The sequence below is a fragment of the Methylocystis sp. genome (genome assembly GCF_051061225.1).
GTDB lineage: Bacteria > Pseudomonadota > Alphaproteobacteria > Rhizobiales > Beijerinckiaceae > Methylocystis.
In genome coordinates this window covers 68,023-86,633 of the sequence record NZ_JBPFEB010000122.1, presented here as the reverse complement: position 1 = coordinate 86,633, position 18,611 = coordinate 68,023, and the positions used below count along the sequence as shown (strand labels likewise).

22 protein-coding genes are annotated in these 18,611 nt (G+C 65.8%); 13 read left to right on the top strand and 9 right to left on the bottom strand.

Annotated elements, in window-relative coordinates; all coding sequences use genetic code 11:
* Positions 1 to 11 precede the first annotated feature (11 nt).
* On the bottom strand, positions 12 to 482 hold the full coding sequence (ruvX, locus tag ACR652_RS20700; protein ID WP_434508363.1) for a Holliday junction resolvase RuvX: 471 nt from the start codon (positions 480 to 482) through the stop codon (positions 12 to 14).
* 163 nt (positions 483 to 645) lie between these two features.
* Here ruvX and gatC point away from each other — a divergent pair, with 163 nt between their 5' ends.
* Genes gatC through ACR652_RS20685 form a run of 3 tightly spaced genes read left to right on the top strand, consistent with a single transcriptional unit; the run spans position 646 to position 2,805 of the window.
* Positions 646 to 933, top strand: coding sequence for an Asp-tRNA(Asn)/Glu-tRNA(Gln) amidotransferase subunit GatC (gene gatC, locus ACR652_RS20695; RefSeq protein ID WP_434508362.1), 288 nt, complete (start codon positions 646 to 648; stop codon positions 931 to 933).
* Positions 934 to 979: 46 nt separating this feature from the next.
* Positions 980 to 2,470, top strand: a complete 1,491-nt coding sequence (gene gatA / locus ACR652_RS20690) for an Asp-tRNA(Asn)/Glu-tRNA(Gln) amidotransferase subunit GatA (protein ID WP_434508361.1) — start codon at positions 980 to 982, stop codon at positions 2,468 to 2,470.
* 2 nt (positions 2,471 to 2,472) lie between these two features.
* Positions 2,473 to 2,805 carry a chorismate mutase gene (locus ACR652_RS20685; protein ID WP_434508360.1) on the top strand — a complete coding sequence of 111 codons (333 nt, stop codon included), beginning with the start codon at positions 2,473 to 2,475 and terminating at the stop codon, positions 2,803 to 2,805.
* 234 nt (positions 2,806 to 3,039) lie between these two features.
* On the opposite strand, the gene ACR652_RS20680 is transcribed toward ACR652_RS20685, so the two are convergent.
* The gene (locus ACR652_RS20680; RefSeq protein ID WP_434508359.1) at positions 3,040 to 3,309 is read right to left on the bottom strand and encodes a hypothetical protein; all 270 of its coding nucleotides are present in this window, start codon (positions 3,307 to 3,309) and stop codon (positions 3,040 to 3,042) included.
* Positions 3,310 to 3,398: 89 nt separating this feature from the next.
* Here ACR652_RS20680 and gatB point away from each other — a divergent pair, with 89 nt between their 5' ends.
* Both gatB and ACR652_RS20670 read left to right on the top strand, forming a co-directional pair.
* Complete coding sequence (gene gatB / locus ACR652_RS20675; protein WP_434508358.1) at positions 3,399 to 4,868, top strand: Asp-tRNA(Asn)/Glu-tRNA(Gln) amidotransferase subunit GatB; 1,470 nt, start codon at positions 3,399 to 3,401, stop codon at positions 4,866 to 4,868.
* Positions 4,869 to 5,507: 639 nt separating this feature from the next.
* Positions 5,508 to 5,837, top strand: a complete 330-nt coding sequence (locus ACR652_RS20670) for a hypothetical protein (RefSeq protein ID WP_434508357.1) — start codon at positions 5,508 to 5,510, stop codon at positions 5,835 to 5,837.
* A gap of 112 nt (positions 5,838 to 5,949) precedes the next feature.
* Here the strand turns inward: ACR652_RS20670 and ACR652_RS20665 are convergent, their stop codons facing one another.
* Positions 5,950 to 6,489: a hypothetical protein gene (locus ACR652_RS20665; RefSeq protein WP_434508356.1), complete on the bottom strand. Its 540-nt coding sequence runs from the start codon at positions 6,487 to 6,489 to the stop codon at positions 5,950 to 5,952.
* Positions 6,490 to 6,604: 115 nt separating this feature from the next.
* Between ACR652_RS20665 and hemB the strand changes: the two genes are divergently transcribed.
* On the top strand, positions 6,605 to 7,621 hold the full coding sequence (gene hemB, locus ACR652_RS20660) for a porphobilinogen synthase (protein ID WP_434508355.1): 1,017 nt from the start codon (positions 6,605 to 6,607) through the stop codon (positions 7,619 to 7,621).
* 152 nt (positions 7,622 to 7,773) lie between these two features.
* Here the strand turns inward: hemB and ACR652_RS20655 are convergent, their stop codons facing one another.
* Positions 7,774 to 8,358 carry an NAD(P)H-dependent oxidoreductase gene (locus ACR652_RS20655; protein WP_434508354.1) on the bottom strand — a complete coding sequence of 195 codons (585 nt, stop codon included), beginning with the start codon at positions 8,356 to 8,358 and terminating at the stop codon, positions 7,774 to 7,776.
* A 237-nt stretch (positions 8,359 to 8,595) separates the two neighbouring features.
* On the opposite strand from ACR652_RS20655, the gene ACR652_RS20650 reads away from it, so the two are divergent.
* From ACR652_RS20650 to ACR652_RS20635, 4 genes are all read left to right on the top strand, one after another.
* Positions 8,596 to 9,015: a DUF1036 domain-containing protein gene (locus ACR652_RS20650; RefSeq protein WP_434508353.1), complete on the top strand. Its 420-nt coding sequence runs from the start codon at positions 8,596 to 8,598 to the stop codon at positions 9,013 to 9,015.
* Between the two features lie 52 nt (positions 9,016 to 9,067).
* The gene (gene pyk / locus ACR652_RS20645) at positions 9,068 to 10,516 is read left to right on the top strand and encodes a pyruvate kinase (protein ID WP_434508352.1); all 1,449 of its coding nucleotides are present in this window, start codon (positions 9,068 to 9,070) and stop codon (positions 10,514 to 10,516) included.
* A gap of 132 nt (positions 10,517 to 10,648) precedes the next feature.
* On the top strand, positions 10,649 to 12,178 hold the full coding sequence (locus ACR652_RS20640) for a hypothetical protein (protein ID WP_434508351.1): 1,530 nt from the start codon (positions 10,649 to 10,651) through the stop codon (positions 12,176 to 12,178).
* A 17-nt stretch (positions 12,179 to 12,195) separates the two neighbouring features.
* The gene (locus tag ACR652_RS20635; protein ID WP_434508350.1) at positions 12,196 to 12,849 is read left to right on the top strand and encodes a hypothetical protein; all 654 of its coding nucleotides are present in this window, start codon (positions 12,196 to 12,198) and stop codon (positions 12,847 to 12,849) included.
* Here ACR652_RS20635 and ACR652_RS20630 read toward each other — a convergent pair.
* Together ACR652_RS20630 and ACR652_RS20625 are read right to left on the bottom strand one after the other, a co-directional pair.
* A complete protein-coding gene (locus ACR652_RS20630) occupies positions 12,797 to 13,360 on the bottom strand; it encodes a GNAT family N-acetyltransferase (protein WP_434508384.1) in 564 nt (187 codons plus the stop codon). The genes ACR652_RS20635 and ACR652_RS20630 overlap by 53 nt on opposite strands.
* A gap of 2 nt (positions 13,361 to 13,362) precedes the next feature.
* On the bottom strand, positions 13,363 to 14,154 hold the full coding sequence (locus ACR652_RS20625; protein WP_434508349.1) for an inositol monophosphatase family protein: 792 nt from the start codon (positions 14,152 to 14,154) through the stop codon (positions 13,363 to 13,365).
* Between the two features lie 145 nt (positions 14,155 to 14,299).
* On the opposite strand from ACR652_RS20625, the gene ACR652_RS20620 reads away from it, so the two are divergent.
* Together ACR652_RS20620 and ACR652_RS20615 are read left to right on the top strand one after the other, a co-directional pair.
* A complete protein-coding gene (locus ACR652_RS20620; RefSeq protein ID WP_434508348.1) occupies positions 14,300 to 14,563 on the top strand; it encodes a hypothetical protein in 264 nt (87 codons plus the stop codon).
* Positions 14,564 to 14,888: 325 nt separating this feature from the next.
* Positions 14,889 to 15,425 carry a DUF1465 family protein gene (locus tag ACR652_RS20615; protein ID WP_434508347.1) on the top strand — a complete coding sequence of 179 codons (537 nt, stop codon included), beginning with the start codon at positions 14,889 to 14,891 and terminating at the stop codon, positions 15,423 to 15,425.
* 135 nt (positions 15,426 to 15,560) lie between these two features.
* Here ACR652_RS20615 and rpmE read toward each other — a convergent pair whose 3' ends face one another.
* The 3 genes from rpmE to cpdR all read right to left on the bottom strand — a co-directional run bounded on the left by rpmE (position 15,561) and on the right by cpdR (position 17,472).
* Positions 15,561 to 15,791 (bottom strand): 50S ribosomal protein L31, encoded by a 231-nt coding sequence (gene rpmE / locus ACR652_RS20610; RefSeq protein ID WP_434508346.1) that lies wholly within the window; start codon positions 15,789 to 15,791, stop codon positions 15,561 to 15,563.
* A 161-nt stretch (positions 15,792 to 15,952) separates the two neighbouring features.
* Complete coding sequence (locus tag ACR652_RS20605; protein WP_434508345.1) at positions 15,953 to 17,017, bottom strand: hypothetical protein; 1,065 nt, start codon at positions 17,015 to 17,017, stop codon at positions 15,953 to 15,955.
* A gap of 92 nt (positions 17,018 to 17,109) precedes the next feature.
* Entirely contained in the window at positions 17,110 to 17,472 is a 363-nt protein-coding gene (cpdR, locus tag ACR652_RS20600) for a cell cycle two-component system response regulator CpdR (protein ID WP_434508344.1), read from the bottom strand.
* 176 nt (positions 17,473 to 17,648) lie between these two features.
* Between cpdR and ACR652_RS20595 the strand changes: the two genes are divergently transcribed.
* Positions 17,649 to 18,593 carry an N-formylglutamate amidohydrolase gene (locus tag ACR652_RS20595; RefSeq protein WP_434508343.1) on the top strand — a complete coding sequence of 315 codons (945 nt, stop codon included), beginning with the start codon at positions 17,649 to 17,651 and terminating at the stop codon, positions 18,591 to 18,593.
* Positions 18,594 to 18,611 lie beyond the last annotated feature (18 nt).

Here is an 18,611-nt window from a genome sequence, read left to right as displayed (position 1 = left end):
CTCGTGTTTCTTCAGACGAGACGCGCGAGGCGATCCAGCGCGCCCTGGAGGATATAGGCGGCGGCCATCCGGTCGACGACCTCGGCGCGCTTCGCGCGGGACGCGTCCTGTGCGATGAGTTCGCGCGTCACCGCCGCCGTCGACAGTCGCTCGTCCCAGAAGGCGAAGGGCAGGGGCGTGAGCTTGCGCAGATTGCGCATGAAGGCGCGCGTCGCCTGCGCGCGCGGGCCTTCTGAGCCGTCCATGTTGAGCGGCAGGCCGAACACCAGCGCCTGAGCCTCGAAATCCGCCGCGCGCTTCAGCAGCGCCTCGGCGTCGGCCGAGAACTTGACCCGGCGGATGGTGTCCAGGGGCGAGGCGAGCCGGCGCTCGACGTCGGACAGGGCGAGGCCGATGGTTTTCGTGCCAAGATCGAGGCCGATCAGGCGCCCGCGCGGCGGGAGCGCGGCGGCCAGCGCTTCGAGGGGGAGGTCTAGCGTCATCTTCCGCCCGGAATATCAGGCTGCGGCCGGATGCGCGAGCGCCAAGCGGCTCGAACCGGGCGGTTTTCGTCGGATCGCCCGGCTCGGGGCGCCCTCCCGCATTGCGCCTTGCCAGCCCAGGCGCTATAGCGCCGTAACAGGTTCATCCCGGCGGAGCTCTCCCATGTCTGTCGATTCCGCGGTGGTACGCCGCATCGCCCATCTCGCGCGCATCGCCGTCGATGATAACGAGGTCGAGCGCCTGCGCGGCGAGCTCAACGCCATTCTGTCTTTCGTCGAGACGCTCGGCGAAGTGGACGTCGAGGGCGTGGAGCCGATCGCCTCCGTGCTGCCGATGCAAATGAAGAAGCGCGCAGACGTGGTGACGGACGGCGGCTTCGCCGACGACATTCTCGCCAATGCGCCGGCCCGCGAGGATCACTATTTCGTCGTTCCCAAGGTGGTCGAGTAGCCTCCGGCCGACACGCCCTTCCGCTTCCTGTACATAAAGAGACTCGATGTCCGATCTCACGAAACTCTCCCTCGCCGACGCCCGCGACGCGCTGACGTCGAAGAAAATCTCGGCGGTCGAGTTGACCCGGGCGCATCTCGACGCGATGGCGCATGCGCGCGTTCTCAACTGCTTCATCACCGAGACGCCGGACCTTGCGCTGGCGCAGGCCGAGGCGAGCGACGCGAAACGCGCGCGCGGCGACGCCGGCCCGCTCGAAGGTCTGCCGCTGGGCATAAAGGATCTCTATTGCTCGAAGGGCGTGCGCACCACCGCGGCGAGCCGCATCCTCGGCAACTTCACGCCCACCTATGAATCGACTGTTTCCGGCAATCTCATCCGCGACGGTGCCGTCACTCTTGGAAAACTCAATCTCGACGAATTCGCCATGGGCTCCTCGAATGAGACGAGCGCCTTCGGTCCGGTGATTTCGCCGTGGAAGCGAAAGGGCGATCCGGACGCGAAGATCGTTCCGGGCGGGTCGTCGGGCGGTTCGTCCGCGGCGGTCGCGGCGCATCTGTGTCTGGGCGCCACGGCAACGGATACGGGCGGCTCGATCCGCCAGCCGGCCGCGTTCACCGGCACGGTCGGCATTAAGCCGACCTATGGGCGCTGCTCGCGCTGGGGCATTGTGGCCTTTGCGTCGTCGCTCGATCAAGCGGGGCCGATCACGCGCACGGTGCGCGACGCGGCCATCATGCTGCGCTCCATGGCCGGTCACGATCCGAGGGACACGACGAGCGTCGATGCGCCGGTGCCGGATTACGAGGCCGCCGCCGGCGCCTCGGTGAAAGGGCGCCGCATTGGCGTGCCCAAGGAATATCGTCTCGACGGCATGTCGGCGGAGATCGCCGCGCTGTGGGATCAGGGCGTCGCCTGGCTGAAGGAGGCGGGAGCGGAAATCGTCGAGATTTCCCTTCCGCACACGAAATACGCCCTGCCGACCTATTACATCATCGCGCCAGCTGAAGCCTCGTCGAATCTCGCGCGGTATGATGGCGTGCGCTACGGCCTGCGCGAGCCCGGCAAGGACATTGTCGATCTCTACGAGAAGACTCGCGCGAAAGGCTTCGGCGCGGAAGTGCGCCGCCGCATCATGATCGGCACCTATGTTCTGTCGGCGGGCTATTACGACGCCTATTACGTGCGCGCCCAGAAGGTGCGCAGCCTCATCAAGCGCGATTTCGACGAGGCCTTCGCCGCCGGCGTCGACGCCGTGCTCACGCCGGCGACCCCCTCGACGGCTTTTGCCCAGGGCGAACAGGGTTCGACCGATCCGGTGGAAATGTATCTCAACGACGTCTTCACCGTCACGGTGAACATGGCGGGCCTGCCGGGCATCTCCGTGCCGGGCGGTCTCGCCGCCAATGGCCTGCCGCTCGGTCTTCAGCTCATCGGACGTCCGTTCGATGAGGAAACGCTGTTCTCGCTTGGCCATGCGCTGGAGCAGGCGGCGCCGAAGTTCGATTTCCCGCAACCCTGGTGGCGTGAGGCCTGACGATGAACAAGGCCGTTGCCGAGACCGACCTGAAGGCGATGCAGGACGAAATGTCCGACGTGCGCCGTGTCATCGATGAGCTCGACGACGAGCTTGTCGCCTTGCTGGCCAAGCGTCAGCGCCAGATCGAACGCGCGGCGAAAGTGAAGCCGGCGCTCGGCATTCCCGCGCGCGTGCCGGATCGCGTCGACGAGGTGCTGGCGCACGTGCTCGGCGCCTCGCGCCGCGAGGGGCTGTCCGTGGAACTCGCGATGAACCTGTGGACGACCATCATCGAGTGGGCGATCCAGTACGAAGAGCGCCTGATGGGCGACCGCGCGCCGAAGGGCGACTGAGGCTTTTCGAAAGAAGACAGCAATCTGTGGGCTCTCATCCCTCCCCTTTATGGGGAGGGTGGCGCGCGAAGCGCGACGGATGGGTGTCGCGCCGTTACTGTGCCGATGGGGCTTTACCCCACCCGACCCCGCTTCGCGGGGCCACCCTCCCCGTAAAGGGGAGGGATGGGGGTGCGGCATGATCGTCGGTCACAGACGCAAGGCCGTCATGGCTTCACGTTTCGGTTCTCGCCTCTACTGCACATCCGGCTCCTCCCGCTTCACCCGCTTGATGCGGAGAAAGCCCTTGCGGATCGACCAGCGCAGCAGGCGCCGCTCCAGACGGCCGGCTGCGGGGATGTGCGGGGCGATGATCGCGAGGCCGACGGGGAACATCCAGAGCCCGAAGACGGGCAGAATGCTCAGAAAGCCGCCAATGATGAAGAGCGCGCCCACAGGCACGGCGACATGGGCGGGCGCGTTGCGCATGCGGGCGATCACGCCGCTCTTGCAGAGGTTCGCCATATCCGGCCGATGCTCCTTTCCTGCGCGTCGCCCGTTCCGCTGACGCGCGCCGTGGTTTATATGGAAGGCGTAGGTTTAGCGAGGAAAATATGGCGACACAGGCGGCTCCCTCCAAGCTCATCAAAGGCGCGACCGGCGACTGGGAAGTCGTCATCGGCATGGAAATACATGCTCAGGTGACGTCGAACGCCAAGCTCTTCTCCGGCGCGTCGGCCGAATATGGCGGCGCGCCCAACGATCATGTTTCTCTGGTCGACGCGGCCATGCCCGGCATGCTCCCCGTGATCAATGAGGAATGCGTCAAGCAGGCCGTTCGCACGGGGCTCGGCCTGGAAGCGCAAATCAACCATCGTTCGGTCTTCGACCGGAAGAATTATTTCTACCCCGATCTGCCGCAGGGCTATCAGATCTCCCAGTACAAGCATCCGATCGTGGGCGAAGGCGCGGTCATCGTGGACGTTTCCCCCACGGAGCGCATCACCGTCGGCATCGAGCGTCTGCATCTCGAGCAGGACGCCGGCAAGTCGCTGCATGATCTCTCGCCGGGCGAAAGCCATGTCGACCTCAATCGCAGCGGCGTCGCGCTGATGGAGATCGTCTCGCGGCCCGACATGCGTTCCGCCGAAGAGGCGCGCGCCTATGTCACGAAGCTGCGCGCGCTGCTGCGCTACATCGGCTCCTGCGACGGCAATATGGAGCAGGGGTCGCTGCGCGCCGACGTCAATGTGTCGGTGCGCCGTCCCGGGGCGCCGCTCGGCACGCGCTGCGAGATCAAGAATGTCAACTCGATCCGCTTCATCGGACAGGCGATCGAGGTCGAGGCGCGCCGTCAGATCGGCATTCTCGAAGACGGCGGCAAGATCGATCAGGAGACGCGCCTCTTCGATCCCGGCAAGGGCGAGACGCGGTCCATGCGCTCGAAGGAAGAGGCGCACGACTACCGTTATTTCCCCGATCCCGACCTGCTGCCGCTCGAGTTCGACCAGGCTTACGTCGACGCGCTGAAAGCCGAGCTGCCGGAATTGCCGGACGCCAAGCGCGCGCGTTTCATCGCCGAATACGGCCTGCCGCCCTATGACGCGGGCGTGCTGGTCATGGAGCGCGCGAGCGCCGACTTCTTCGAGGAGACGGCGAAGGGGCGCGACGCGAAGCTTGCGGCCAATTGGGTCATCAACGAACTCTTCGGCCGGTTGAACAAGGAGGGTCTGGAGGTCACGCGTTCGCCGGTCTCGGCGCAGGCGCTCGGCGCGATCATCGACCTCATTTCGAGCAACGTGATTTCCGGCAAGATCGCGAAGGATCTGTTCGAGATCGTCTGGATCGAAGGGGGCGATCCGAAGGAGATCGTCGAGACGCGCGGCATGAAGCAGGTGACCGACACGGGCGCCATCGAAGCCGCGATCGACGCCGTCATCGCCGCCAATCCCGACAAGGTCGAGCAGGCCAAAGCGAAGCCCACCATGCTCGGTTGGTTCGTCGGTCAGGTGATGAAACAGACCGGCGGCAAGGCGAATCCGCAGGCCGTCAACGACCTGCTGAAGAGCAAACTGGGCATCTGATCGCAGCCCTGTCTTGCCCATTTTTACGAATCAGAACGGCCCGGGAGTGCGCGATTTTCATGTCGCCCACCCCCGGGCCGAAGTTTTTTTCACTTTTTGCGGCGGCTGCGCACAATTTTTTTTCATCGTGTCGAAACCGCGTCAGTCTGTCTCCGACATTCCGCCGCGGCGCTCCGCGGAAGGCGCGGCGCGATGCGGAAAGCGTGAAGCGAAGCATGGCGCGCGCCTGTGTCGCGCCGCGCGCGCGACGAGGAGAAGGCGCTCGTCACGCGCCTTGCGCGCCGATCTGTGAGCCTTGCTCGATTCACAAGAAAAACAAACAATTGACGTGCGCCTGACGATGTCTTCGACGCGCTGACTCAGCCAGCGCCGTCAGCCGTCGGACGGTTGCAAGACGCGTTCGTCGCCGCATGAAGTCTCGCGTGCGCTCCGGCAGGATCAAAAGCATTCGCGCATGTCGCGGACAGCATCCGCGCGCCGTCTTCTTCTTTGTCGACGAGGCAATGAGAGGAGAACCGGCGCGTTGAAATGCTTGCTTTTCGCGCAACGCCACTTGAACCGGTGGTTAACCACGTTACGCTAGTTGAGCGTATTGTCGGTCGACCATAGTTCCGGCAATTCGGATCAAGGGGACTTATTATGGCGAGAGCTACAACAAAGCGTAAGCCGGCCAAGAAGGCGGCGGCGAAGAAGGGCGCGCGTAAAACCGCGACCAAGAAGGCGGCGACGAAGAAGCGCGCGACGAAGAAGACGGCCACAAAAAAGGCCGTGCGCAAGACCGCGACGAAGAAGACCGCCGCCCGCAAGACCGTTCGCAAGGCCGCGACCAAGAAGCGCGCCGTGACGAAGAAGGCGGCGACGAAGAAGCGCGCCACCAAGAAGACGACCGTGAAAAAGGCGACCGCCAAGAAGCGCGCGCCGCGCAAGGTGAAGGTGGCTCCGCCGGTCACGCCGGGCGAGGGCGCCTGAACAAGGGCGCGTTCGCCATGCGTGATCTATGGGTCGCGCGTCGTGATTGCGCTCCGCGCATCTGTTCATCGCCCGGGGAAGCGCCTGCGCGGCGCGCCTCGGGCGGACTTGCTCAAGGGGTTCCCGCCCCGGGCGCTTTCGGTTCCGAGGGCCCGCTCTGCCGCGTCAGACAGCCCGTCGCGAATTCGCGCCACGTCGGCAGACCGGCCGTGGACTTCCGCTTCATCTGATCCCATTCATTGGCGCAGGCGCGCATGCGCTCGCGTGACGCGCGTGGCAGCATGGGCGGCGGAACGGACGTGTCCAGCGGCGGGAGCGGCGGCAAAGCGCGCGGCTGGGCTGGAACGTCGGCGCCTGGAGCCGTCGTTGCGGGCGGCGACGGAGATGGCGCCGGCGTGCGCGGCTTCGCGGCGCTTCCCGGCGCGCCGGCCGGTTTTTTCGCGGGCTTCAAATCCTGAGAACCGCCGCCCGGCGTGGACGGCTCCGGCTTCTTCGCAGGGGCTTTGGGTTTCGCGGGCGCCGCGCGGGGAACGGGCGGCGTCGCCTGAACTTGCTGCTGCGCGGCGGCGGGCGCAAGCGTCATGGCGCAGACGCCGGCGAACAGCCGGGCGGCGAGAGCGGCGAATGACGAGCGTTCGCCGGCGATGATCATCTTTCTGGTTTCCTTCACGAGCGGAACGGGGCGCGCCCTATCTTTATAACGCGCCGCGCGGCGGAGTCGAAAGGCGCCGGCGCGCATGCTAAGCGTCCGCGAAAAGGAGGCTTGAATGACGGACATGCAGACTTCATCTGCGGGGCTGGGGCTCGTGCAGCGACCCCGGCGCAACCGCAAGAGCGACTGGTCCCGCCGTCTTGTGCGCGAAACCGCCCTCGATGCATCCGACCTGATCTGGCCGCTTTTCCTGATCGAAGGCGAGGGGCGCCGTGAGCCTGTCGGCTCCATGCCCGGCGTGTTCCGCTTTTCGATCGACGTCGCGGCGGAAGAGATCGCGCGCGTGGCGGCGCTCGGCGTTCCGGCGGTCGCGCTCTTTCCCAACACCGATCCCCGGCTGCGCGACGAAAAGGCCAGCGCCGCGCTCGATCCGGAAAATCTCGTGTGCCGCGCCTGCCGCGCCATCAAGGCGACGACGCCGGACATCGGCGTCATCACCGACGTCGCGCTCGATCCCTACACGAGCCACGGCCACGACGGGCTGCTGCGCGGCGACGAAATCCTCAACGACGAAACGGTGGAGGTTCTCGCCCGTCAGGCCGTGACGCAGGCGCGCGCGGGTTCCGACATCATCGCGCCCTCGGACATGATGGATGGCCGCGTCGGCGCCATTCGCACGGCGCTCGACGCCGCCGATTTTCAGAATGTTCAGATCATGAGCTATGCGGCGAAATATGCGTCGGCCTTCTACGGGCCGTTCCGCGACGCCATCGGCACGAACAAGACGCTGCGTGGCGACAAGCGCGCCTATCAGATGGATCCCGCGAACACCGACGAGGCGCTGCGCGAGGTGGCGCTCGATCTGGAGCAGGGCGCGGACATGGTGATGGTGAAGCCGGGCATGCCCTATCTCGACATCATTCACCGCGTCGCCGAAACCTTCCATGCGCCGACCTTCGCCTATCAGGTGTCGGGCGAATACGCCATGATCATGGCGGCGGCGCGCAATGGCTGGCTCGACGAGGAGCGGGCGATGATGGAGAGCCTGCTCGCCTTCAAACGCGCCGGCGCCTCGGGCGTGCTCACCTATTTCGCGCCACGCGCGGCGGAGCTGCTGCGGGGGGAGATGTAAGGGGCCTCATTGTCCTGGCGGCTTGCCCCTCACCCAACCTCTCCCCGCAAGCGGGGAGAGGAGCAGGATGCGGCTGCGGATCGCGAGCCGTCCCCCTCTCCCTGGAGAGCGGGGAGAGGGCGGGGTGAGGGGCAAGGCCACATCACGCGAGATCAACGTCCTTCGCTTCCCAGCGTCCCGACCGTTTCGAGCCACTTCTCCGCGGTCTCGCGCCCCATGCCCTTCACCGAACCGATCAGCGTGGCGCGCACCGGGCGCACGCCCGCATAGTTGAGCACGTTGCGTTTGAGATTGCGCAGGCCATGCGCGAAGAAGAAGAAGCGGTAGACCGGCGCGGGCATGCCCATCGTCACGATGACGCGGGCGCTCTTCCCCTTGAGCAGCCCCTCGGGCAGGCGGCCGTCACGGTAGCGGAGGGCAAAGCCGGGCCGGAACGTCTGCTCGATAAACGCCTTGAACAGCGCCGGCGCGTCGCCGAGCCACAGCGGATAGATGATGACCCAGTGATCCGCCCAGCGCAGCGTCTCCTGCGCGTCGGCGATGGCGGGCGGCGGCGCGCCGCGCTCGAACTGCGCCTGATTGCGGATCAGGGGGAACTCCAGCGCCGCCACGTCGATGCGCCGCGCCTCGTGTCCAGCCTTCGCCGCGCCGGCCGCGTACGCTTCCGCCAGCGCCCGGCAGAAGCGTTCGGGCGCCGGATCGGGGTGCCCCTGAATGATCGCAATACGGCTGGCCATCGATACGCCTCTCTGTGTGCCTGATCTGTAAGTGGCGCAGCGGCCCCGGCGGCGCAACAGGATCGGCGCGCTCCGGGCCCGGCTGCGACACTGCGGCAGAGCGGGGCGGCTGGCGCGAAGATCGGCGGGACGGGTTTGCCGGGGTGGACAAATACCGCCTAGCGTGGTTTGCCTTCCCCACGGCGGCGGCGCTTCGGCGACGCCGGTCAAGGTCCTTTCCGGTTTTCTGCCCCGACGATGAATCGACGCCTCCTCCTTCCCGCCGTTTTGACGGGGCTGGCCCTGACGGCGCCGGCGCGCGCCGACTTTCGCCTGTGCAACAACACGAACACGCGCATCAGCGTGGCCATTGCCTATACGGACGGAAAAAGCTGGCTGTCCGAAGGGTGGTGGAACCTGCGCCCGACCGCCTGCGAGACGCTGCTGCGGGGGCCGCTCGCCGCGCAGTTCTATTACGTCTATGCGATGGACGAGCGCGGCGGCGAGTGGAAGGGCAAGGCCTTCATGTGCACCCGCGACCGGGAGTTTCGAATCGACGGACGCGAGGACTGTTTCGCGCGCGGTTACGACCGGACGGGTTTCTTCGAGATCGACACGGGCCGGGACGCCAAAAGCTGGACGGTGCAGCTCACCGACCCGAACGCGCCGGCGCAATGACAGCGGAGCCGTGCTATAGCGTCGGCTCCGAGAAGAGGATTTGGGAACGAATATGAGAAGGCTCAGGCGCGTCAAGATTATCGCCACGCTGGGACCGGCGACAGTCGACAAGGCGGTCATCGCCGGGCTCGTACGCGCGGGCGCCGACGTGTTCCGCATCAATATGAGCCACACGGACCACGCCGGGCTCGCGTCCTATGTCCGCATCATTCGCGAGATTGAAGCGGAGATGTCGCGCGCCATCGGCATTCTAGTCGATCTTCAGGGACCGAAGCTGCGCATCGGCGCTTTCGAGGAAGGCTCGGTGCATCTGCGCAAGGGGGACGTCTTCGTCTTCGATTCGGACCCCAAGCCCGGCGACGTCACCCGCGTGCGCCTCCCGCATCCCGAGATTTTGGCTGCGCTCAAGGTGGGCGACACGATTCTCATCGACGACGGCCGCGTGCGGCTGCATGTCGTCGAGGCCGCGCCCGAGCGCGCCCATGCGGTGGTCGATGTCGCGGGCCGGCTGTCGAACCGCAAGGGCGTGAGCCTGCCGGACACGGAAATTCCGATCACCTCCATGACCACCAAGGACCGCGCCGATCTCGAGGCGGCCCTCAAGGAGGGCGTGGACTGGGTGGCGATTTCCTTCGTGCAGCGTCCCGAGGACGTGATCGAGGTCAAGCAGATCACCAAGGGCCGCGCGCTGGTGATGGCGAAGATCGAGAAGCCGCAGGCGATTCATCGTCTGGAGGAGGTCATCGAGGTCTCCGACGCGCTGATGGTGGCGCGCGGCGACCTTGGCGTCGAAGTCCCGCTGGAGCGCGTGCCCGGCCTGCAAAAGCGCATCAACCGCTCGGCGCGCCGTCTCGGCAAGCCGGTGGTGATCGCGACGCAGATGCTGGAGTCGATGATCCTGTCGCCGCTGCCGACGCGCGCCGAAGTCTCGGACGTCGCCACCGCCGTCTTCGAGGGCGCCGACGCCGTCATGCTGTCGGCGGAGAGCGCCGCCGGCCAATATCCGCAGGACGCGGTGGCCACCATGAGCCGCATCGCGGAAGAGGTCGAAACCGACTCCTTCTACCGCTCGATCATCAACGCGCAGCGCGGCGAATTGCCCAACCCGACCTCGGCCGACGCCATCGCCGTCGCCGCGCGGGACATCGCGCAGACCTTGCATTGCAAGGCGATCTGCGCCTGGACCTCATCCGGCTCGACGGCGCTGCGCATCGCGCGAGAGCGCCCGCAATCGCCGATCCTGGCGCTGACGCCGAAGCGCGATACAGCGCGCCGCCTGGCGCTGGTCTGGGGCGTCCATGCGCTCGAGACGCGCGACGCGGTGGACATCGAGGACATGGTCAAGCGCGCCTGCGAAAACTCGAAGATCGAGGGCTTCGGCGAGGATGGCGACCGCGTCATCATCGTCGCCGGCATGCCCTTCGGCTCCCCGGGCGCGACCAACATGATCCGCATCGCCCACGTGGGCGAGGACGTGCGGCAATCCGGCGAGGCGCCGTAAGCAAGGCGGCCGGGCATTGGCCCGCCGCAATCTCCCGCCGCAAAAGTCAGGACCCACAGCCAGAGCGATACATTGACCGCCTCGCTCGCCGCAGCTTTCCTAGCGCAGGTTTGTTGACGGCAGGGGGGTTCAATGTCCGATGGTGTTCCTGGTCGCCTGCGCGCCCGTTCGGCTCCGCCCATTCTGGCGGACGCCCGGACGGGTCACATTGGCCAGCAGCGGGTCGGGCGCACGGGGCGCGGCGTGGCGGTCACCGTTCTGGACCCCGGCTCCCAGCCGCGCGCCGAGGTTCCCCCGCGGCCCGACGCGCGGCCGCTCGGCGAACGGAAAGCCAGCATCCGCAACCTCCCCAAGAGGCTGTCTCTGGAAGAGAGCGCCAATGGCCTCAAGGCGCTCGTCGGGAAGTCGATCGACCCGCAGGTGTGTGACCTCTATGCGGATGTGATCCAGTTCAATCATCTCGGTCAGATCGTCGGCCTTCGTGGGAAACCGCTGACCAACGCCGATCTTGAAAAGCTCCAGAGCAGCGTCGTCAGCGACCTGGGCCCCACCAACCGGCCGGGCGAACGCGGCGCGCCCAGGATCGAAACCGAAATCATCTTCGATTTCATTGCTCAGTTGCAGGACGAGGCGCAGAAGAGCGGAGACCCGGACGGCCTTCTGGCGCTCCACGGCAAGACGTTGAAAGAACTCTGGTTCCAGGGCGCCAATGGCCGAACTACTTGCGCGGCGCTGCGATCCGCTGAAGCCGCCCTGCGGGAACGTCATCCTGAGCTTGCCAGCTTCGCGGGAAAGCTTGCGGAAGAAGCGTCCGCGAAGAAGTTCCATACCCAGCGCCAGGACAACATTCTGGCGCGGCGCTTCGAGACAGAGGTCGTGAAACTGCTGGTCCTGAAGCCGCCAAAGGCCGCTCTGAAGGCTGCCGATGCGGTTGGGAAGAGAGTCTGTATTGACGTCGAGACGAAGATACCGGCCGGCCGCAAAGGCGATCTTGTCTGGGCGGAAATGGCGCAGAAGCTCGACTCTCTCAATCGTCCCTATGTCGTCGAACTGCCGAGCGTGCAGAAGTTCATATCTACTCCGTCCCGGTTCAGATTCTGGAGCATGATGTGCTCCAATCAAAACGGCTTCGACATCATAAAGGTTAACTGGATCTCTGGCGTGGTGAAGGATTTCGTCGACCTGCCGTGGGTCGGGGAAGGTATGGAATTCTATAGGAACGTGATCGTCCCGGCGCGTTCAGCGACGCATTCCGTGCTCTCGACAGGCGTCGCGATGATGCCCCGATTCCGCAAAGACCTCGGCAAGGATATCGACCGTCTGATCTCCGATTACGGAGACATCCCGCCCCTCGTCGCATTCGGTGCGACTCTGGACGGCGCCCAGTTGGATTTTGCCAACGGGGACACAGAGGTGCAGCAATGTCTCGGTGCTCTTGAGGCATTGCGCAGGGAGTTTCGCCAGGAAAGAGACGCTCTGCGTCAGGACAACGCTCCCCCCGAGGCGCTGCAGTTGCTTGCGGCGGGTTTCGAGAAGCGGAACGCCGAGCTTCGTGAGGGCGCGAAAAATGCGCTGGTCAAAGCCGCGAGCGATCTCAAAGCCAATCTGGCGATGTGGGGTTTCTCGGCGGAATCCTCGACAAGACGGCGACGAAATATCTGAAGCGGCTGGATGCTGAGTTGGCGGACGCCCTGGAGGAAGTCGAACGCTATGCGGCGCTGTTGTCGCTGGTCGAAGTTGCCATGGACATCGACAAGAAGAATCCCTCGCCCATTAAAACCCGGGACTTCGGCACATTTCTGCCGTATCAGGGCCGGCCCGATTTCCCGGGCCGAGGAACCTGGCCCAAGCGGCTGGCGCTGCAGACCTATCTGCATATCGACGTTGACAAGCCCACGGATTTCGAGCGGTCGGGGCTCCTTGCCAACAGATACTTCGCGACCGGGGCGTCGGGCACGATGATTCTCCTCATAAACGCGTATCGACACGCCCGGAGAGAGGCGCGCAAGACCAACGAAATCCTCAACATCGGCGACGCGTTCCTCGGCGCGCTGATATATCTGACGTTCGACGGAGGGCACTCCTTCTCGGAGTCGTTCGGGACGCTCGCCGCTTTCGTGCAATATCTGAACGAACGTTCCAGATCGAATCCGGACGCGAGCCGGCTGGCGGCAGAAAATCTCGATGCTTTCGTCCTGAATTACCGCGATCTCGAACTCGCGGATTATGAGGCGAGCACGGAGACGCAACAGGCGGTGCACGAGGCGCTGGAAGAGGCGTTCACTCGGACTTTGTCTGGATTCCGGGAGATGCGCCGGGAGAGAGGCGAATGAGCGAAACGTCCTGATCAGCCGCCCGCCACTCCATCATGACGGTCGCGCGGCCGGAGAGCGTATTCGCGCCGCGACCCACCTGCGTGAAGCCGGCGCGCTCGTAGAAGCGAATGGCGCGCATGTTGTCGGCGTTGACGTCGAGCCGCACGACGCCGGGCGAGACGGCGCGGGCCGCCGCCATCAGCCGCGCGCCGCATCCATCGCCCATATGGCCCGGAGCGACGCAGATCTGGTCGAGCCAGCCCGTCTGCGGGTCGATCACCACGAATCCCGCGATTTCGGCAGGCTCGCCGGCGAAAAGGCAGAGCGTCATCGCGCCATCCGCCTCCAGCCTCTCGACCTGCCGTGTCAGCCAGCCCCGGCGCGCGTCGAAATCAATGTCGGGATAGGTCGCGCGCCAGGAGTCGACCCAGAGATCGAGCAGGGCGGGCCAGTCGGCGTCGGCGCGCCGGCGCAGGAGCGGGGAGGGCGACGGAAGCGCGGGCGGGGGGCTGGGCGCGGCGGCGAGCATGGTCACGCCTTCCGCATGACGTCGAGCAGCAGGCGATGGATGGTCTCGTTGCCGGCGCAGACTTCGCCCCTGGCGAGCATGTCGGAGCCGCCCGCGAGATCGGTCACGAAGCCGCCCGCCTCGCGCACCAGCACGATGCCGGCCGCAACGTCCCAGGAGTTGATCCCGCGCTCCCAATAGCCGTCGAAACGGCCGCAGGCGACCATGGCCAGGTCGATGGCGGCGGCACCCATGCGGCGGATGTTGCCGATCTTGGCCATGCCGGCCGCGAGTTCGCGCTTGAAGGATTCATGGTCCCGGGCGCGGGCGAGCGGCGGGATGCCGCAGGCGACCATGGACTCGGCTAGAGACCGGCGCGCGGCGACGCGCATGCGGCGGTTGTTGAAATAGGCGCCCTGGCCCTTCTCGGCGACATACATCTCGTCGATCGCGGGATTGTAGATCAGCCCGGCGACAAGCTGGCCCTCGCGCTCGAGCGCGATGGAGACGGCGAAGACCGGAACGCCGTGAAGGAAATTCGAGGTGCCGTCGAGCGGGTCGATGTGCCAGGTGTGGCTCTTGTCGGAGCCTTCGACCACGCCGCCTTCCTCGAGCCGGAAGCCATAGCCCGGCCGGGCCTTGGAGAGCTCTTCGAACAGCGTCTTCTCCGCGCGCTTGTCGGCGGCGGTGACGAAATCGCCCGGCCCCTTCACCGAGACCTGCAGATTCTCGACCTCTCCGAAGTCGCGTTTCAGGCCGCGGCCCGCCTTGATGGCGGCGGCGGTCATGACATTCATCAACGCGGAACGAATCATTCGGAAAGGCCTCGGGGAGAGAAGGGAAGAGGGTTCAAATGCCTCCGGGGCGTCCGCGCGTCAAGCAGCGCGGCGCAAGGGACAGGATTTAACGGAATAGTTAGGATTTTCCTTAAACTTTCGTCCCGTTTCACGGGAGCCCCGCATGGCGCATGTCGATTTGCATTTCGGAGCCAACGCCCGCCGTCGTCCATCCGCCGCCCCGCGTGGCCCATTGGCTCCGTTGCGCGACAAGCCCCAACCGCAGGGCGCGGCCAATCAGCGCCCGGAATTCTGCCGCATCGACGCCGGCCAGGTGATCCGCGCCCTCTGCCTCCTGCTCCTGTGCCTCGGCTGCTCCTTCCTGCCGCGCGGCGAGAAACTGCCCGCGCAAGGCGCGGTGGTCGAAGCGGCCCAGCTCAAGCTCTGACCTTTCCCTTCTTATCCGACTCCGAACAGCGGGAGCCCGGCGCGGCGCGGCGGCGCACGCCCGTGCGTTAACCATATATTTACGATGTGGACATAGCCTTGCAATCAGTCCAACGAGTTGGGCTCGAGTGGCCTCTTCTTCTCCACTCGTCCTTGATGCCTCCCTGTCACGACCTAGAGAGCCGCTTTTGCGGCTCTTTTTTTTGACGTCAGCTCTGCCTGAGTTAAGGTTAAAAAACGGCTAAGCGCGCGCGCCGGGCCGAGGTGCGCTACTGTCTCTCTGTATCGAGTTTGCCGGCGTCGTCCGGCCAAAGCGTGAGCGTGGCATGGGTCGTTTGAATGATAGTCCGGGCGAGCAGGGCCAGCCCGTTTCCTTCGTCGAGAAGCTCGCGGCTTCCGAGGCGTTCGGCGCAATGTTCAAGGAAGGCATGGGGCTCGTCGAAGACGCCGCCGCCTATCTGGACGGCGCCGGCCGGGAGGAGGCCAAGATTCTGGCGCGCGCCGAGGCGCTGGCCTACGCCGCAGAGAGCATGCGCCTGACGACGCGCCTCATGCAGATCGCGTCATGGCTCCTGCTTCAGCGGGCGGTCAATCAGGGCGAGCTCACGCGCAGCCAGGCGGCGAGCGACCGTCACAGGGTCAAGCTCCAGCAGCAGGAGCTCGCCTCCGCGCCCGACATGTTCGAGCGCCTGCCGGAGCGGCTGCGCGAATTGGCGCTGCATTCCTTGCGTCTCCAGTCGCGGATCATCCATCTCGACCAACTGATCTATTCCGGGCCGGAAGCGGTCACGGCGCAATCCACCCCGGCCGCGAGCCCGGTTCAGGAGCAACTGGAGCGGCTGCGCGACGCCTTCGCCCGGTAAGCGCCGGGCCACTCGAAGCCCCCCTCTCGCCGCGACGCCGGGGAGAGGGGAGGAGGGCGGCGCGAGTCGCTTTCGGGCAAAAAAACGCCGGAGCGGCGGCCGCTCCGGCGTTTTTCTTTTGGATTGTCCGGCGTCTTACTTCTTGCCGAAGCTCAGGCCGCCAAAGCGGGAGTTGAAGCGCGAGAGGCGGCCGCCGCGATCGAGGAGCTGGGTCGAACCACCGGTCCAGGCCGGATGCGTCTTGGGGTCGATGTCGAGGTTCATCGTGTCCCCTTCCTTGCCCCAGGTCGAGCGCGTCATATACTCGGTGCCGTCAGTCATCACGATCTTGATCGTGTGATAATCGGGGTGGATTTCCTTTTTCATCGAACGCGTCCTTCCTGCGATCTGAAACAGCCGCGACCCCGGGGACGCCTGACGGCGCGGGGCGGCCGGTTGAATTGCCGATTTGGCTGCGCTCATAGCGCAACGCGCCCCGTTCGGCAAGGTCGCTTCATGCGCAATCGCGCCAGCGGCGCCGTCCCGCGTCACGCCGAAAGCGCGTTCTCCGCCGGGGCGAGCCCGTCCTCGATCGCCTCGGTGACATAGGCGTAGAGAGCGAGGTCCTCGGCGAGGAAATCGTTGACGACGCCGATTCTGGACAATGTCTGCGCAAGCGCGCTGACCGCCGGGTAACGCACCGGCTCCTCGTCCCCCAGAACATTCTTCCCCAGAGCGCCCGCCAGCAGGTCGCGAAACAGCGGAAAGCATTCGCGCACGCCGATCACGTCGAAGCCCGCCAGCTTCTGGAGGGCCTGGGTGACATTGGCCCGGCGCGGCGGCTCGCCCACCTCGCAGCCGAACACGCGCGTCATCGGGCTCATCAGCTCCCGCCGCTGCGTTTCCGTGGCGCCGCGAAAAGCCGCGGTGAGGCCCTTCGGGTCCCTGAAGGGAAGGTCGCGGGCGAAGTCGATCAGGCTGCGCAGGCCGTGCGCATAGTGATCGAGCGCCTCGCGGTCCGCCTCCTGGGCGAGGTAATTGAGGAAATAGAGCCGCTCCGCCAGCTCTTCACACGGCTCACGCAGGAGCGCGCAGCGCAGGAAGCCCCTCTCTCTCAGGAGATCGTCATAGCGCACGACATGCGAGCGGCCGCTCATGACGACCGATTGGGCGCCCGGATTGACAATGCAGGCGATGGTGGTTTCCGCGCCATTGCGCTCTGCGTGCTGATAGCTGAGCGAAAAGTAGCGCCCGAGTTCGTCCAGCAGGCGGCGTTGCGGAAGCACGGAGCAATCGAACAGGAAAAGCCTTTTCAGGAGATCCCTGTCCGGCGCGAAGCGCCGGTAGATGGGGAGGCGCGTGTCGGCCTCCAGAATCTCGAGGTCCATCAGCGTCGGCAGGTCGGGGACCCGGTCGGCGGTGATCAGGAAGCCGCAGACCCCGGTCAGATGATAGCCCGCGTCGGCGACGTCGCGTCGCATCACGCTTCCGGGAATTTCGACCTCGTCCCGCCCCGGGACGGCGACAATGACGCTCGGGGACAGCGACGGATTGTCCGGGGAGAGCCAGCCAGAGATCGTGTCGCCGCTGTCGATGTCGATCGAGAATCGCATTCAGGCCATTCCGGCAAAGGGGGTCGGGAGCCTGCGAAGCTCCGCCCGGCGGCTAGCCTAAAGGATTTGTGGACAAGCTCAAGGCGCCTGTCTCAGGCCGCCAGCATCCGCTGCACTTCGGTCACCAGGTCGCGCAGATGGAAGGGCTTGGAGAGAATCTTCGCCTGACGCGGGGCCTGATTGTCGGGGTTGAGCGCGACGGCGGCGAAGCCCGTGATGAACATCACCTTGATGTCCGGGTCGAGCTCGGTGGCGCGGCGCGCCAGCTCGATGCCGTCCATCTCGGGCATGACAATGTCTGTCAACAGCAGTTCAAAGGGCTCGACGCGCAACTGATCGTAGGCGGCGAGGCCATTGTCGAAGGAAGCCACGGAAAAGCCCGCCTGCTGGAGCGCCTTGACCAGAAAACGGCGCACGTCGTTGTCGTCTTCCGCCAGCAGGATCTTTGCCGTCATCCGCTCGTTCATCGTCATCCTCGCAGGTTTTCGCCTCATACAGACGCAGCTTCGTAAATATCAGGTGAAACTTCCGGCGCGTCACGTTAACTTAGGCCATTGCAGAGCAGAATTGCGCAAAGCTTGCGACCAGACGCCGGGCCACGGGGCCGGCATGGGCAAGGCAGGGCGACCGGATGACTGGTGAATCAGGGCGCGGCGAGACACCCCCGCCGGCGGAGAGCGAATTTTCTCCCCCCTTCGAGGTGATCGAGCCGGGGGAATTGACCTCGCCGCTCGTTTTTTCCTCGCCCCATTCGGGCCGGGTCTATCCCGAGCGATTCCTCGCGGCCGCGAAGCTCGACGCCGCCTCGCTGCGGCGCTCCGAGGACGCTTATGTCGACGAGCTTTTCGCATCCGCCGGGGCGGTGGGGGCGCCGCTGCTGCTCGCGCATTTCCCGCGCGCCTATCTCGACCTCAATCGTGAGCCCTATGAGCTCGACCCCAAGCTCTTCGAGGGGCCGCTGCCGCAATTCGCCAATACCCGCTCGCTGCGCGTGGCGGCCGGGCTGGGCACGATTCCCCGTGTCGTGGCCGACGCGCGGGAGATTTACAGCGGCCGCCTTTCCGTCGATGAGGCGCTGCGGCGGATCGAGGCGCTCTACAAGCCCTATCACGCGGCGTTGCGCGGCCTGATGGAGCGGGCGCAGGAGCGGTTCGGCGTGGCGATTCTCGTCGATTGCCATTCCATGCCGTCGTCGAGCGCGCGCGAGCCGTCCATGTCCGGACGCGGCGACAAGCGCCGTCTGGATTTCGTCATCGGCGACCGTTATGGCGCAAGCGCCGCGCCCGGCGTCGTCGAGGGCGTGGAGGCCCGGCTGCGGGCGCTCGGCTATCAGGTGCAGCGCAACCGGCCCTATGCCGGTGGCTTCATCACCGAGCATTTCGGCCGGCCGGCGGCTGGCTGGCACGCCGTTCAGGTCGAGGTGTCGCGCGGGCTTTACATGGACGAGGCGACGTTGGACAAGAGCCCGCGCTTCGCGGCGGTCGCCGCCGATCTCGCCGAGGTGGTTTCCGGCCTCGCGCTGGACATTGAAACGGATAAGACTCTCGGCGGCCCGCGCCGGATGGCCGCCGAATAATCGCGGCAGCCGGCGGCT